The following is a 15,563-nucleotide window of genomic DNA, read 5'->3' as shown; positions in this document are numbered from 1 at the left end:
CCACGCCCGAGGGCGAGCAGCTGGTGGCGTTTGATCACCTGTTTGTAGACGTTTCCGGTACGGACCTGTTCACTGGCCTTGTAGCGCTGGATCAAATTGACCTGAAAAACCTGAACTTGAATGTGGCGTTGCTGCCCGAGGGGAAGAACAACTTCACCGCGCTTTTGGATGCTTTCAAAACCGAAGAGCCTGAAGAGGAAAACACCGAGCCGCCCGCGTTTTTGTTAAGCCATTTGTTGATCAGCGAGGCGGCAGTTGATTTTGAAGACCGCCGCAAACCCGATGGCCTGAAAACCCGCTTTGCACCACTGAACCTGGAGCTGCGCGACTTGGCCACCCGTTCCGAAACCGACGGCGACTTTGTATTGAATGCCGTGACAGGGCTGGACGCCGAACTGAAACTACGCGCACAAATTCAGCTGGCCGACCCCTCAGCCACGGGTGAGTTCTCGCTGACTGGTTTGAACATTGCCAAACTTGAACCCCTATTGGCACCGCTTTTGCCCACAGCACCTCCCGCCGGCAGCGCCGATCTGGCCTTGAACTTTGATGTGAACCTGAAGGAAGCAGCAGCCACATCGCAGGCCGATGAAACCGCCCACGCCGATGATGCTCCCCAAGCCAATCAAGCTGCGCAATCCAAAGTGCTGATCAACAACATCAACGCAGAAGTGCGTGAATTCAGCATGGCCGCCAAGCCACAGAGTGCCAGTGCTGCTGCCCAATTCAGCAAACTGAACATCAACAACGCCAGCTTTGATTTGCAAGCCAACAAAGCTGAACTTGCCGGAATTGTGCTGGCTGGCCTTCAGTTAAACCATGGCAGCAAGGCCAAGGCGATTGGTCTGGATACGATTGAAGTTGGCCCTATCCTCGTAGACCTTGCCGAGCAGCATGCAGAGGTTAACGCCGCCACGGTGAAAGGTGGCGTTGTCAATGTGAAACGCAACGCTCAGGGCGAACTCGATTTGATGGCGGCGATCAACGACTGGATTCCTGCCAAAAAACCAGCGGATAAGAACACGCCTGAAACAAGCGACGAAGCACCTGCAAAACCTTGGACCTACGCCGTCAATACCATCGATGTTTCTGGCATTAACGCCAGCATGGAAGACCAAACAGTGAGCCCTGCGCTGAATATTGGCTTGAACAATATTGCAGTGTCCACGAATGGTGTTACTCAAGACCTTTCCAAAACCCTGCCACTGAAAGCCAGCCTGAATGTGGCCAGTGGCGGAAGCATCGCTGTGAATGGCGACATCAACCCCAGCACCGCAGCCACTCAAATGAACGTGGAGGTGAATGCGCTGGCCTTGAAACCTGCACAGCCTTTCATTGGCCAATTTGCCAAACTGAACCTGGTCAGCGGTGCCATTTATTCCAAAGGCAAAGCCACCTACAACGCGAAGGAACAAGGCTATGCCGGCAGCCTGACTGTGGCAGGCTTGCGTCTGAACGAAGCGGGCACCAACAATTCGTTTTTCGAATTCAAAAAGCTGTTCACCCCCGGCCTGCGTGTCAATGCCCAAGGCTTGAATATTCAACGCCTGACACTTGAAGGCCTGGATACAGCGCTGCTGATTGCGAAAGACAAATCAACCAACATCAGCCGAATTCTGGTGAACATGGAAGAACAGTCAACAGCCACGCAGCAACAAGCTGAACCTGCAAAACCAGCCGCGAATGCATCCCCCGCGTTTGCAGTCAACATTGATCGCTTCAGCATTGCTGACAGTGAACTGGACTTTGCCGATGAATCGCTGTTCATCCCGTTTGGTACGCGCATTCACAGCCTGGAAGGCGTGGTGAACGGCTTGTCGAACAAGCCGGGAACGCGCGGAGAACTGGCATTGAAAGGCGCAGTGGATGAGTTTGGTGAAGCCGATGCGCAAGGCACCATCAACCTGTTGGACCCCACAGCCTTCATGGACATTGCCGTGAAATTCAGCAATGTGGAAATGCGCAATTTAACGCCTTATTCCGGCACATTTGCCAACCGCAAAATTGAGTCGGGCAAATTGTCGCTGAACCTGGTGTACAACATTGAAAACCAGCAGCTCAACAGCAGCAACCAGGTGATTGTCGACAAACTTAAATTGGGCGAGCGTGTGCAAAGCCCGCAAGGTCGCGACCTGCCCCTGGAATTGGCCATCGCGATTCTTGAGGACAGCAACGGCCGTATCGATTTGGGCCTACCCATTACAGGCGACTTGAACGACCCGCAGTTCAGCTACGGCGCCATCGTGTGGAAAGCCATTGGCAATGTGCTCACGAAAATTGTGACTGCACCCTTCCGGGCCTTGGGTGCCTTGTTTGGCGGCGGCGATTCAGATGAGCTGGGCAAAATTGAATTCACCGCTGGGGCCAATACGCTGAGCCCCTCACAACGCGAGGGTTTGAAAAAGCTGGGCGAAGCACTGACCACCCGCCCCAACCTGGCTTTAACCGTGCAAGGCACTTGGGCACCTGCCGACAAAACCGCCATTCAAAACTTGCAAATGCGCCGCGCTGTGGCCACGCAAGCGGGCGAAAAATTGCAGCCCGGTGAAAACCCCGGCCCACTGGCCTTGAACAACGAGGCCACCCAAAAAGCAATTGAAGCGCTGTTTGAAAAACGTTTCAGTGGCGGTGAACTGGCCTCGATGAAAACTGGCTTTAGAAAAGCCAACCCCGGCCAGCTTGAACAAGGTGTTGCGGGCAAAGCCTTGGGGCAAATTACGAATTTGTTCAAAGACACGCGCGAGCTGAGCGATGCGGAAGTCAACGCACTGAAAGGCAAAAACTTCTATGCAGTGCTTGCGCAAAAGCTGCAAGACTCAGAGGAAGTGAGCACTGCACAACTGCAGGCCTTGGCCACACAACGCCAGCAATTGGTAAGCACTGGGCTGACTTCAGCGGGTGTGCCCGCCGAGCGTGTGAAAACCGACGCGCCCAAAGAAACCAAAGCCAATGACGACAAAACCGTGCCGATGGAATTGGGTGTGGCTGTGAACAAGTGAGCAGCTAAAAACTAAACAATAAACCCCGCTTGGCTGGCCAACACCTCGCGGGTTACGCGAATAAATTCGCGAGTCTTGGCGGGCATGGGGTTGGCGTAGGGGCACACGGCGAAGATATCGGCTGGTGCACCCGCCCAGTCAGGCAAAACACGCACCAACGCGCCGGTCTTCAGTTCCTGCTGAATGTCCCATTCGGAACGCAGCAGTACACCCTTGCCCTGCAAGGCCCATTGCACAGACACATCACCGTCATTTGAACTCACGGGCCCGTGCACTTTCACGGTGGTTTCCTGCTTGCCGTTGCGCAACTGCCAATTGTTGAACGTGTGGTTCTCTTGCCGAATCACCAGGCAGTCGTGTCGGGTTAAATCGCCCGGTGTGGTCAACTCACCCGCCGCAGCCAAATAGGAAGGCGCTGCACACAATATGCGCCGGTTACTGGCCAACTTTTGGGCAATCAGCCTTTGGTCAGGCGGCTCGCCAAAGCGCACCGACAAGTCGAAACCGCCCTCAATCAAATCAATCGGGTGGTCCGTCAGTTCAAGAATCACTTCCACCGCCGGGAATTCTGCATGGTAGGCCGACACCACGTTGGCCACATGCTTACGGCCAAAACCCAGGCTGGCGTTGACACGAAGCAGACCACGCGGGGTGTCTTGCCCGGCACGCAAAGTGGCCTCCAACACATCGATTTGGCGAAGAATATTGGCGCCCTCCGCCAGGTAACGTTCACCTTCAGCACTTAAACCAATGCGCCGTGTGCTGCGGTGAAGCAGGCGAACGCCCAGCCTTTTCTCCAGTGCCGCCAGGCGGCGGCTAACAGCAGGTGGTGTGACATCAAAGGCCATGGCAGCGCTAGCCAGGCTTTCATGGCGCACCAGTTCACTGAAAAAAGCGAGATCAGACAATTGCTTCAAAACTTGCCCCAACAAGGATTCGTGCGTATTTGTTAATAATATTTTAAATATTGAATCATTGTAGATATTTTTATAACGAATACACTGAGCGCTTCCACATCTACAGCACACCACCCATGTCTTGGCTCGCTCTTCCTGATTTGCTCCTTGTTTTGTCGTTGGGCGCGGCTTTGGGTTTCTTCGGTGGGCTGTTTGGTATCGGGGGCGGCATTATTGCCGTCCCGCTTTTTATTATCGGGTTTGGCATGGACCAGGCCCTGGCCCAAGGCACCGCACTGGTACTGATGGTGCCCAATTTGCTGATTGGCTGGTGGCGTTACAACCAGCATCACAAGCTACCCTGGCTGGCTGTGGCTGCCATTGGCATCACCGCCACTGCAACCACCTGGTTAACCGCCAAACTGGCCGTGCGCCTTGATCAAGACATACTGCACTGGATATTCAACCTGTTCATCTTGGTGGTGGGCCTGCGCATGCTGCTGCTGCGAAAAAACCCCAGCGCCAATTCAAACAACAGCGATCAGCCCCGCACAGCCACCATGCCCATAGTCGGCGTATTGGGTGGCACCAGCATGGGTCTGCTGGGCATGGGGGGCGGCCTGGTGGCCACACCCATGTTAACCACAGTGTTCAAACACACACAAACCACAGCACAGGCTTTGTCGCTGGCCTTGGTGGCCCCCAGCTCGGTGATGGCACTGAGCACTTACGCCAATGCCCACCGCGTGAACTGGGAATTGGGCTTGCCTCTGGCTTTTGGCGGGTTGTTTACCGTGTCGGCGGGTGTGGCCATAGCCCACTACCTTCCTGAAAATGCCCTGCGCCGAAGTTTTGCGGCGGTCATGATCATTGCCGCTTTCTGGCTCATTTTGCAATCACTGCACACGCACTAAGCTTTTCCGGTAAGAATAGGGGCTTGTCCACACTCGCCTTTTTGCCTGATGAAGCTGGCAGCCCTGTTTCGTTTTGTCTTGTTTGCCACTTTGCTCGGCCTGGCCTCCAATGTGTGGATGGGCGAACGGGCGGACCAGCTGCAAACGTCGCAGACAGCGCTGCTCACCGCCCGCTTGAATGCCATCAATGAATTGCGCTTGCTGCAATCCGAATTCGATGCACTGCAAACCCTGGTGGCCGCTTTTGTGGTGAGCAAAAACAGCCAACACTTGGTGAATTATTACGAGCTGCTGGACGCCCACGCAGGCGCGCGCAAATATGCCCAGCCTGTCGACAATGTGTACTGGAGCAAGCTGATTGCCGGCAACACTGAAGCCGTACCCCTGGTGCCCGCCAAAGGTGAAACTCTAGAAAGCCGCCTGTTTGCTCCACAAAATGTTGCGCCCAACCTGAGTGGCGATATAAAAGAATCGGTCGAGAACATTTTGAACTTAAGCAAACGCTTGCGCGAACGCGAACAAATTGTGTTTGCCTTGACCCAAGGCTTGTACGACCCAGATGCGAGCAAGTATGTATCGGAAGCGCCTGTGCGTGACGACCTGGCCATTCAAATGCTGTTCTCCGAAGAATACCTGGGCTTGAGCAATGCCATTCGCGCTGAAATTCAAGGCCGAATTCGCGCAGTTGAACTGGGCTTTCAAACCGTGCTTGCCGCGCAGGCCGACAACATCAAAGCCACTGCGAATTTCGACCTTTACCTGGGCTTGCTGGTCACCCTGATGGCCCTTGTGGGCCTGGCCGTGTTGCAACGCTTCGTGGTGGCACCGCTGCGTGAACTGAACAAGGTGAGCAAACAAATTGCTCAGGGCAATTACAACATCAGTCTGCCCAATCCCCGATTTGTCACCGAAATGAGCAACCTTGTGAAGGGCTTTGCCCTGATGATAGGTTCATTCAAGCGGGAATTGGAACAGGGCGAGGCAGCAAGGTCAGCTGAATTGATTGCCTTTGAAGCAAAAATGGGCCGCGAACGGGCCGAGGCACAGGTGGAAGCACGCGGCATGTTGCTGGCCAATATGAGCCATGAAATCCGAACACCTATGAATGCCATATTGGGCATGACCGCGCTCACGCTCAAATCGGATCTGCCCGAGCAGGAACGCAACTACCTCCTAAAAGTACAGGACGCCGCGAAATCGCTGCTGGGTTTGCTCAACGACATTCTGGATTACTCCAAGGCCGAGGCTGGCATGGTGGAATTCGAGCACATTCCGTTCACTCTGGATGAAGTACTGGCGAATTCATTTCTCGCGGTGCAAAGCCAGGCAGCCAGCCGCAAACTGATGCTGTTGAACGAGGTTGCGCCCGGGCATTCAAACCAGTTGGGCCAGCGCCTGGTGGGCGACCCTTCACGACTGCGGCAGGTGCTGAGCAACCTGCTAAGCAATGCAGTGAAATTTACGGAAAGCGGTTCGGTGCGTGTGTTTTCAAAACTGCAAACCCGTTCAGACAGTGGACTTGATTTGAGAATTGAAGTCCACGACACCGGCTCGGGTTTGAGCAAGTCACAAGTTGAGCGAATTTTTGAACAGTTTGCGCAAGGCGATTCAAGCGTAAGCCGTGTGTATGGTGGCACGGGCCTGGGTTTGAGCATTGCCCGCGAGCTGGTGATTCGCATGGGCGGCCAAATTTCAGTCGAAAGCATTCCGGGTGTAGGCAGTTGTTTCTGGTTCTCTGTACCCGTGGTCTATGACAGCGATATTTTGATTGAACCTCTACCCTTGGGTTACCAGAATGGTGTGTTGTTGCACCAGCCGGGGCCTGTCGCCGACTGCGTCATGTCGGTGTTGAATGCCACAGGCATGCAAGCCACACTGGTAAGTACCCTGGGGCAGTGCATACGGCACCTGAACGAGAACACCTGCGACTGGGCCTTGCTGCAATCGGATTTACTCGACCCCAGCGAGCCCCTGCCAACCGAATTGCTAGAGCACTTAAGCAACCCGGCCTTGCGCGTGGTGGCCATTGACCGTGACCTGCTTTCAGCCGACAGTGCTCTGCTGCAACTATTGCCCTCGGAACTCACCAAACAACTGATACACCTGGCACACCCGGTGTTGATGCAAGACATTTGCGCCGCGCCGCGCCTTGATTTACCCACCTTTCCACAGCCCGATTCAACCCGGGAGTATCCTGAGGCCTTGCACGGAAAAAGTGCCCTGGTACTGGAAGACCACCCGGTTAACCAGGAACTGGTGAGCTCGTACCTGAAAGCGGCAGGCATGCAGGTTACTCTCTGCGAGCACGGCCAGGAGGCAGTGGAATTGCTGGATCCCGACGATGCCCCACACTTTGACGTCATCGTTACCGACCTTGAAATGCCGGTGATGGACGGCTATGAATTCACAGCCTGGCTGCGCGACCAAACCCGCTGGATGGACACCCCCCTGGTGGGTCTGACCGGGCATGCCTTCTCGGAAATACGTAACCGTTGTCTGGATTTGGGCATGGATGATTTTATCACCAAGCCCGTGGAAGCCCGCGTGCTGTACGCCACCCTGGCCGACCTGTTGCACGCCGAAACACCTTCACCTTCGCACCCTGCGCAGCAAATTACAACACCACCTGCTCTGCCCAATTTGTTCATGGAACACTGTGCCGACCTGCCTGCCAAGCTGAGGGGCCACCTGGATCAGCTGAATGAAGCCGCCTTCGCGCGAGAAATACATTCCATGGTCAGCCTGCTGGCCTTGTTGGGCGAACAGGCTTTGCACCATGTATTTCGGGATTTTGAGCAAGGCTTGAACAACCAAACCATCGATGCCAAAGAAGTGTTGGACCAGATCCGAACCGTGTGGCCTGCTTTGGTGAAGAAGTATTCTGAACTGACTGAGAAAGCCACCCCCACATAGGGGAAACCTACCCCCTGAAATGGTGAACCTCCCCGCAAACGGTGAACCCTCACCTATGCGATGCCACACCTCGGTAATGCAGTCGACAATACTTACACGATGAACGGCAAAGCACTGGATTCAGCATGACCATTCGAGCACCCTACCAAGTGTTGCACAGCAGCCCTTACAAAAAATATTCCTTCGAGCGTGAGGTGTTTTTTGAAACGCTGGGTGCTTGCTGGGCATTGAGTTCTCGCAACGTCAGCGGCCTGTTTGCCATGCAACTGCAAATCGACTTAAGCCGTGTGCAGTTGCTGTACGGTGTACCCAGCTCGCATTTGCCTGAGCCGCTGCTGTTTCAGTTTCTGAATGTATTTCAAACCCGACCACGCAATGGTGCACATGCACAGCACATGCACGCAGAGCACAATGCGCTGGAACTGGTTGAAGACATGAACGAAGCAGACTTCCTGAATTTCACCACTGGTTTTCAGGATGCGGTGAATCAAATTCTGGAGCCACTGGATTGCTGGACCAAAGAATGCCAGCAAGCCCACCTGGCTTTAAAGTACTACGGCCTGAACCTGGTTGAAACAGGCATGCGCGAATCGAAATTCAAGCGCACCTACGCCGACCTGTTGGTGAACTACTTGCTCACCACGCAGCGCGTGTTTTTGCAGGAAAGCAAAACTTCCACATACAACTTTTAATCGCGCCGCCAGGTTTCACACCAAGCGCGGGCGCAGGTGTTGGCGCAATACCATTTTCAGTTCAAGAAACACATCGGGATCGTTCAGCAACGTCATGTGGTGCTTTTGCGCGAAGGTCACGCGTTGTGCTTTGCCAGTGTCGTCGGCTAGAGCAGAATCGGGTGTGACCAAACCGTCTCCTACCGTGGTGTTCAACCAAGAGGAAGTATGGTCACCTATCGTTGATCCGATCAGATGAAACATCACTTGCTGACCATCGCGGGTTTGCAAAGCACCCAGGCCATGATCCAAATCACGAATGCCGCGTGAACGCACTCCCAGCACACGGCCAATTGGCCTGGCCAATTCAAACTTGCTGAATAATTGCTCACCCGCCGCCGCAAGTCGCGCAAGCGGTGCGCCGGCGTGGGGTGATCCCAAACACACCACATCGCGAATGGCGCGTTTTAAAATAATGTCGTCGTCGGTCAATGCTTCAACGACCGCGCGGCTGACCAAACCACCCATGCTATGCCCCACCAGGGTAATTCCCTCAACAGCCACAGGCCAATTGCGCACCAGCTTGTTCAACATGCGCTTGAATTGCCGGGCATTGGAATCAATGTTGCGGCCGGTGTTGTAGCGCAGGTAAAGCGCGGTAACAGGAAAATCATCTTGCAGCTTGTCACCATAAGGGCGGGTGGCTGGCTCACTGGGGTTGTAGTACATCTGCCAGCTGTCTTCGTTGCAACACAGGCCGTGTACGAAAATAACAAGGTGGTTTTGAGCGTCGGGAAACTGCGCCATCAATGCAGCCTGGTCGGCCTGCAAAAGCTGGCCGTTGGCATACAGATTCATGTGCACTTGCATGGGGTTGCGCGTGGCGGCCAAATGGTCGCCAAACACACCGTTGATCGCGCTGGAAATCGCCGACACCCGTTTGTCGGTTTTCGCATTCGGCATGGCGGGTACAGGCAGGTGGTCCACATCATCCATGAGTTCGCCGCCCATGGCCTGGTCAATCACCTGAGGCGAGGCCAGGCTTTGGTTGGCTTGCCGAACCACCCAGGCTGCACCCGAAAATACGCCTTTGCCTGCTTCGCGAACGGCGCCGTAAACCAAATCAGTAATTTCGTTGTGAACCGATTCAACAGGTTTGCTGGCATTGAGCGTGGCGGCACCCACCGCCTTGAATGGCATGTCGCTGATGGCGCGGTGAAATTCATGCACCCGTGTAGCGGCCTGCGCAATAGTGTCACCCACAAACATCAGGGTGCCTTCCAGTTTCTCGCCGGTGCTGGGTTCTTCTTTTTTGCTCATGCGGTGTCTCCGAATTGGAATTCGACAGTGTGTTTTTATTAGTGTACAAATGTACACTTAATTGTTTTGCTGCGCTAGAAATTCCACTCTAGTCAGCAACTGTCGATTTCTATTTGACCGTTTTCGACAAACCAAAGCAATAGGCCCAGTACACCAGGCCAATGAACAAGTATCCCTCCAGGTAAAAGCTGCGCCACTGCACGTCCCCAGCCAGTGCCAGGCTAAGGGCACCGGTCAATTCAAACAAGGCCACAATCGTGACCAGTGAACATTCCTTGAACAGGGTAACAAAACTGTTGGTAAGGCTGGGCAAACAGGCTTGAATCGCCTGCGGCAACACCACATGCACATTGCGTTGAATCACATTCAAACCCAGGGCCTTGGCCGCCTGCCCTTGGCCTTGTGGCACGGCCTGCAAGCCACCGCGTAGCACTTCTGCCAAATAGGCGGCGCTGAACAATGAAATTGTTAGCAACACACGGGTGAACAGGTCCAGACCCTCACCAGGCAACCACAGGGGCAACACAAAGGCAGCGAGAAACAGCACTGTGACCAAAGGTAAGGCCCGCAACAATTCAATGTAAGCGATACAAAACCGGCGCAATGGGGCAACTGCCGATTGCCGCCCCAAGGCCAGCAGCACGGCCAGTGGCAGGGCCATGGCAAAGCCCACAGTGCTTAAAATCAGCGTGAGCGGCAGGCCGCCCCACAGGTTGGTGGGCACTGTGGGTAGGGCGGCAACACCACCGTGCAGCAACGCCGCACTGGCAGGTAACAACAAAGCCCAAAGCGAAAAAGCGGTTTTACTTTTAAACACCCGTGCTGCCGTGGCAAACAGCAACACAGACCACAACAACAACACGATTCCCGCGCGCCATTGTTCTTCAAGCGGGTAGCGGCCAAACAAAATAATGCGCCACTTTTCAGCCACAACCCCCCAGCAGGCACCCTGCCCGGCGGCCTGTTGGCACGCTTGCAAATCGGGGCTAAACACAGCGCTGAACACAGCCCAGTCCACCAGCGCCCAAGCCACCGGGGCCAACAGCAATGGCAAGGCAAGCCACAAAAAACCATTAAAAAAGCGATGAAGCAACAGGTTAGTGTTCACAAAGCCCCCCTGTTGACGCGCGTGTTCAGCGCATTCATCAAGCCAGCAGCCACGGCGCTGAGCAACGCATAGGTGATCAGAATAATGAGCACGCATTCCACCGCTTTTCCGCTTTGGTTAATCGCCGTGTTGGCCACCGACACCAATTCCGGGTAACCCACCGCCACACCCAGTGACGCATTTTTCAGCAAATTCAAGTACTGGTTGGAAAGCGAAGGCACCACCACACGCAAGGCCAATGGCAACACCACATAGCGGGTGGTTTGCGCATTGTTCAGACCCAAGGCCAGCGCGCCCTGACGCATACCGGGCCTCACGGCCTGCACGCCTGCGCGCACGATTTCAGCAACAAAGGCGGCGGTGTAAACCACCAGCGCCAGCAACACAGCGAGGTATTCCGGGCTTAGTGCCCAGCCACCTTCAATTGAAAACCGCCCGCGCACCGGCGCTTCTGAAAACGTGGGAAACGCCAAACCACTTTTGCTCAAAAACACATGCTCACCAAGCGACCAAGCCTGGCTGGCGATGGGTAAAAACTGGGTAATGACAAAGTAAATCGCCAACAGTTGCAGCAACAACGGCACATTGCGGAACAGGTGAATGTAGCCCCTGCACAGCCCTTTTAATAAAGGGTGATGTGCCAATTGGCCCAGACCAATGAACAGGCCCAGCACGGTGCTAAGCAACAAGGCGGGCAGGGCAACTTTCAAGGTATTGAACAATCCCGCCAGCAGTATTTGCCAGTAGGGTGAACTGAATGCGACCTGCAGCCAGCCTTCACTCAAGCCGAAACCGGCAGGGTCATTGAGAAATTCAAAGTTCACGGGCAAACACCTTCAGCGCAAAGGTGGGGCGTACATGAGGCCACCTTGGGTCCACAGCGCATTCAAACCTCGTTCAAGTTTCAAGGGCGATTGCTTGCCCAAATTGGCATCGAACACTTCACCGTAATTGCCCACTTGCCGAAGAATTTGCACCACCCAGTCACGCGGCAGGCCCAGTGGTTTGCCCAGGTTTTCTGCACCGCCCAACAAGCGCTGCACAGTGGGATTGCTGCTGCTCAACGCTTGTTCGATATTGGCTTTGCCAACACCCAGTTCCTCTGCTTCAATCATGGCAAACACGGTCCATTTCACGATGGCAAAAAACTCGTCATCACCACGCAGCACCGCAGGGCCCAAGGGTTCTTTGGAAAAAACTTCGGGCAGCACCACATAGTCATCGGGCTGGCCGCTTTGGCTGCTTTTCAAACCAATCAATGCCGACACATCGGTTGAGAAAGCCTGGCAACGGCCACTGAAAAAGGATTTGTACGCAGCCTCAAAATTGTCATACACAATGGCTTTGGCGGTAATGCCCTGCGCGCCCAAATAAGTGCTCAGGTTTTTCTCATTGGTGGTGCCTGATTGCACGCAAATTTCGGCGCCCTTCAATTCTTTGGCGCTTTTCACGCCAAAGCGTTTGTGCATCAAAATGCCCTGGCCATCGTAATAGGTAATGGCGGCGAAGTGCGCATTCAGGCCAGCGTCGCGGCCCAAGGTCCATGTGGTGTTGCGGGAAAGTATGTCGATTTGATTGGCCTGCAAAGCCGCAAAGCGTTGCTGCGAACTTAAGGGCGTAAACTGTACTTTCTGTGCACTACCCAACACGGCTGCGGCCACGGCGCGGCACACGGCCACATCCAGCCCACGCCATTGACCATCGGCACCCAGTGCAGAAAAACCGGCCACACCGCTGCTCACCCCGCAACGCACTGCATCGCGTTTGTAAATAGCATTCAGCACTGGGCCTGCGTGTGCAGTACCGGTTAACAACAAGCAAAACAAAGAGCCCAACAAACCAGTTGCCAACAGTTTGAGTACCTTCACTGGCTTCCCCCTGTTTCATAGGCACCGCTTACTTTCAGTTGCAGGCGACCCAGGTATTCTTTAATCGCAATGGTGCTTTCATCCAGTGCCTGCGGCTTGGGCAACCATTCCCAAAAGGCACGGCTTTCGTTCAGAACACGAATATCGGTGCGCACGGGGTATACGGTGAAGCCCGCTTTTTCAAACCACAACACCGAACGCCCCATGTGAAATGCAGAAGTCACCAGTGCAATATTTCGGGAATCCTTGCCCAGTAATTCTCGCGTGTGCAAGGCATTCTCGAAAGTGGTTCGGGAGTTGCCTTCAATGAGCAAAGCATTTTCGGGCACACCCATATCAAGCATAAACATTTTCATGCCAGGGGCTTCCGCCTCCTTGCGCGGGTCAGCCTCAAACTGTCCGCCACTGAGCACCAGGCGTGGGGCTACGCCTTGCTTGTACAGCCGCGCACCTTGCCACACGCGGTCGCCTGCGTCGTTCAAATCGGGCAGAGCACGCACACCGTCGTACCGCCCCTCCAGGCCACCGCCCAGCACCACAATTGCATCCACGTTCGGGGGCAAGGGTCGGTTGGCTTCCATTACAAGGGCCTCGTCTTCCAGATCACCCAACAAGGAGTCTGCGACCCAGGGTAGGCTGAAAGTGAACAATTGCAATTGAGCGAATACAAGCGCGTAAATACGTAGTTTTCCGCGGCCCAACAGACTCAGGCCAGCTAGCGCACTTAATACAACCCACAAACCCAGGGGGCTCAACAGCCAAATAGCGTACTTGGTCAGTTCGGCGGCCACAGCGTTCTCCACAAATTATTTCATGACCCATTGTAGACGGGCCACCGAGCGCACAAGCGCGTTAAACTGTTTTCTTTAATCACTCGTGCTTGCCTGCCAACATGCCCTTTCCCAACCACCAACTCAGCATGACCGTGCTGATGACCCCCGACATGGCCAACTTCAGCGGCAAAGTGCACGGCGGGCATATATTGAAATTACTTGACCAGGTGGCCTATGCCTGTGCAAGCCGGTATGCGGGCATGTATGTAGTTACGCTTTCAGTGGACAGGGTGTTGTTTCGCCAGCCCATTCGTGTGGGTGAACTAGTCACTTTTTTGGCCAGTGTCAATTACACCGGCAACACCTCCATGGAAGTAGGCATCAAAGTGGTTTCCGAAGACATTCATAAAGGCATTGCCACTCACACCAACAGTTGCTTTTTCACCATGGTGGCCATGAATGCCGATGGCACACCCGGCAAAGTGCCGCCTCTGGAGCCCTGCACCGACGAAGAAAAGAAGCGACATGCCAACGCTGAATTGCGCAAGGAATTGCGCAAAGAACATGAAGAGCGAATGAACAATTTGAAGTAAACTCTGCCAATGGACTTAAGCAATTTGTCGACTGAGATTGATTTGGAAACCACGCTGGACCGCCTGTGTGGCGATTCGGCTTTGTTGCTTGAAATTCTTGATTTGTTTCTCGATGAATTCGCCACTGAACAACCCAACTTGTTGGGCCGGGTTCACGTGGGTGATTACGCGGGCTTGGCCAGCAAGGCGCACTACTTCAAGGGTGTTGCCCAAAACCTGGGCTTACTGAAATTTTTGCCTGAAGTTCAGTTGCTTGAGCAGGCAGCAAAACAAAACGATTCAAGCAGCTGCGTTCAAACACTGAATTCCCTGCATGAAATTGCATGCCGCATTTTGGCCATAAGAAAAAACATGCAAGCTGCCTGAAATTCGATCAGGCTTTTTTCAGGTACTTGCCTAACACTTCAATCAGTTTGTCGCGGTCCAGTGGTTTGGTGAGGTAGTCATTCATGCCAGCGTTCAGGCACTTTTTGTCCTCACCCACCATGGCATGTGCGGTCAGTGCGACCACTGGTATGTTTGGGTTCACACCTGGCACGCTACCACTTCGAATCAATTCGGTGGTCTCGTAACCGTCCATCACCGGCATTTGGCCGTCCATCAACACCAAATCAAATGACTCTTGCGCAAGCAGGTCAAGTGCTTCCTGGCCATTGTTGGCCACCTTGCTGGAAAGGCCGAGGCGCTCAAGCACTTTGCACACCACCATCTGGTTCATGGGTGCATCTTCCACCACCAGAATTGTTCCATGAAATTGCTGCACGGGGGGTGGTATTTCAGTTTGTGTCGCGAGCGTGGATTGGGTGGCTTGATTGGTCATGGTTTGAGCAGCCACGGTTGGAATACCCAGTTTCAGGGAAAACACAATTTCAGTGCCATGGCCGGGCTCACTGTGCAAGCGCACTTTGCCACCCATTAGCGTGACCAGCTCCTTGACAATCGCCAGGCCAAGACCAGTACCTTGTGCACGGCGCGTGCTTGAACTGTCAACCTGTGTGAACCGCTTGAACAGATTCTTTTGATGCTCGGGCGCTATGCCAATGCCAGTGTCTTCCACCGTGAATTCCAGCGTGGCTTGTTGCTCGGTTCTGGACACCTCCCGACACACCACCTTCACATGGCCTACCTCCGTAAATTTGATTGCATTGCCCACCAGGTTCAACAAAATTTGACGCATGCGCACAGAATCGCCGAGGTAAATGGTTTTGGGTAGTGCCTCTGCGGGGCATTTCAATTCAATGCCTTTGCTGTTGGCATCAAAAGCCAGTGCAGCCTCTACATCGGCCAGTACATCAGCAAGTTCAAGCGGACTGTGCTGCAGGGTCAATTGCCCGCTTTCCACTTTTGAAATATCAAGAATGTCGTTCAGCAAGCTAAGCAGGGAAGCTGCACTGCGCTTGGATGCCGCAGCAAGCTGAAATTGCTCAGGCTTCAATTCTGAGTCAAGCAACAAGTTGAGCGTGCCCAGCACACCGTTCATTGGGGTACGAATTTCATGGCTCATGTTG

13 protein-coding genes are annotated in these 15,563 nt (G+C 54.2%); 6 read left to right on the top strand and 7 right to left on the bottom strand.

Going from position 1 to position 15,563, the window contains the following annotated elements; all coding sequences use genetic code 11:
* Nucleotides 1-2,999, top strand: a 2,999-nt coding sequence (locus PY990_RS15650; protein ID WP_275272399.1) for a DUF748 domain-containing protein, incomplete at its 5' end; no start/stop codon positions are given.
* Nucleotides 3,000-3,010: 11 nt separating this feature from the next.
* Here the strand turns inward: PY990_RS15650 and PY990_RS15645 are convergent.
* On the bottom strand, nucleotides 3,011-3,916 hold the full coding sequence (locus PY990_RS15645; RefSeq protein WP_275272398.1) for a LysR family transcriptional regulator: 906 nt from the start codon (nucleotides 3,914-3,916) through the stop codon (nucleotides 3,011-3,013).
* Nucleotides 3,917-4,032: 116 nt separating this feature from the next.
* Between PY990_RS15645 and PY990_RS15640 the strand changes: the two genes are divergently transcribed.
* The 3 genes from PY990_RS15640 to PY990_RS15630 all read left to right on the top strand — a co-directional run bounded on the left by PY990_RS15640 (nucleotide 4,033) and on the right by PY990_RS15630 (nucleotide 8,414).
* On the top strand, nucleotides 4,033-4,809 hold the full coding sequence (locus PY990_RS15640) for a sulfite exporter TauE/SafE family protein (protein WP_275272397.1): 777 nt from the start codon (nucleotides 4,033-4,035) through the stop codon (nucleotides 4,807-4,809).
* 48 nt (nucleotides 4,810-4,857) lie between these two features.
* On the top strand, nucleotides 4,858-7,722 hold the full coding sequence (locus PY990_RS15635) for a hybrid sensor histidine kinase/response regulator (RefSeq protein ID WP_275272396.1): 2,865 nt from the start codon (nucleotides 4,858-4,860) through the stop codon (nucleotides 7,720-7,722).
* 125 nt (nucleotides 7,723-7,847) lie between these two features.
* Entirely contained in the window at nucleotides 7,848-8,414 is a 567-nt protein-coding gene (locus tag PY990_RS15630) for a hypothetical protein (protein WP_275272395.1), read from the top strand.
* Between the two features lie 15 nt (nucleotides 8,415-8,429).
* Here the strand turns inward: PY990_RS15630 and PY990_RS15625 are convergent, their stop codons facing one another.
* The 5 genes from PY990_RS15625 to PY990_RS15605 form a co-directional block, all read right to left on the bottom strand.
* Nucleotides 8,430-9,713, bottom strand: coding sequence for an esterase/lipase family protein (locus tag PY990_RS15625; RefSeq protein WP_275272394.1), 1,284 nt, complete (start codon nucleotides 9,711-9,713; stop codon nucleotides 8,430-8,432).
* Nucleotides 9,714-9,822: 109 nt separating this feature from the next.
* Nucleotides 9,823-10,821, bottom strand: a complete 999-nt coding sequence (locus PY990_RS15620; RefSeq protein WP_275272393.1) for an amino acid ABC transporter permease — start codon at nucleotides 10,819-10,821, stop codon at nucleotides 9,823-9,825.
* A complete protein-coding gene (locus PY990_RS15615; RefSeq protein ID WP_275272392.1) occupies nucleotides 10,818-11,645 on the bottom strand; it encodes an ABC transporter permease subunit in 828 nt (275 codons plus the stop codon). Before PY990_RS15615 ends, PY990_RS15620 begins: the two co-directional genes overlap by 4 nt.
* Nucleotides 11,646-11,657: 12 nt before the next feature.
* The gene (locus PY990_RS15610) at nucleotides 11,658-12,689 is read right to left on the bottom strand and encodes an amino acid ABC transporter substrate-binding protein (protein WP_275272391.1); all 1,032 of its coding nucleotides are present in this window, start codon (nucleotides 12,687-12,689) and stop codon (nucleotides 11,658-11,660) included.
* Entirely contained in the window at nucleotides 12,686-13,480 is a 795-nt protein-coding gene (locus PY990_RS15605; protein ID WP_275272390.1) for a YdcF family protein, read from the bottom strand. Before PY990_RS15605 ends, PY990_RS15610 begins: the two co-directional genes overlap by 4 nt.
* A gap of 101 nt (nucleotides 13,481-13,581) precedes the next feature.
* Between PY990_RS15605 and PY990_RS15600 the strand changes: the two genes are divergently transcribed.
* Both PY990_RS15600 and PY990_RS15595 read left to right on the top strand, forming a co-directional pair.
* Complete coding sequence (locus PY990_RS15600; RefSeq protein ID WP_105027716.1) at nucleotides 13,582-14,055, top strand: acyl-CoA thioesterase; 474 nt, start codon at nucleotides 13,582-13,584, stop codon at nucleotides 14,053-14,055.
* Nucleotides 14,056-14,064: 9 nt separating this feature from the next.
* Complete coding sequence (locus PY990_RS15595) at nucleotides 14,065-14,421, top strand: Hpt domain-containing protein (RefSeq protein WP_275272389.1); 357 nt, start codon at nucleotides 14,065-14,067, stop codon at nucleotides 14,419-14,421.
* Nucleotides 14,422-14,428: 7 nt separating this feature from the next.
* On the opposite strand, the gene PY990_RS15590 is transcribed toward PY990_RS15595, so the two are convergent.
* A partial coding sequence (locus PY990_RS15590) for an ATP-binding protein (RefSeq protein WP_275272388.1) occupies nucleotides 14,429-15,563 on the bottom strand: 1,135 nt, incomplete at its 5' end.

The sequence above is a fragment of the Limnobacter olei genome, assembly GCF_029087225.1.
GTDB lineage: Bacteria > Pseudomonadota > Gammaproteobacteria > Burkholderiales > Burkholderiaceae_B > Limnobacter > Limnobacter olei.
The sequence above is the reverse complement of the archived record's forward strand: the minus strand, read 5'-3'. Positions and strand labels throughout refer to the sequence as shown.

Coding starts and splice junctions, on each gene's coding strand:
- PY990_RS15625 (WP_275272394.1), bottom strand. CDS start 9,713: ATGAGCAAAAAAGAAGAACCCAGCACCGGCGAGAAACTGGAAGGCACC.
- PY990_RS15640 (WP_275272397.1), top strand. CDS start 4,033: ATGTCTTGGCTCGCTCTTCCTGATTTGCTCCTTGTTTTGTCGTTGGGC.
- PY990_RS15635 (WP_275272396.1), top strand. CDS start 4,858: ATGAAGCTGGCAGCCCTGTTTCGTTTTGTCTTGTTTGCCACTTTGCTC.
- PY990_RS15600 (WP_105027716.1), top strand. CDS start 13,582: ATGCCCTTTCCCAACCACCAACTCAGCATGACCGTGCTGATGACCCCC.
- PY990_RS15630 (WP_275272395.1), top strand. CDS start 7,848: ATGACCATTCGAGCACCCTACCAAGTGTTGCACAGCAGCCCTTACAAA.
- PY990_RS15595 (WP_275272389.1), top strand. CDS start 14,065: ATGGACTTAAGCAATTTGTCGACTGAGATTGATTTGGAAACCACGCTG.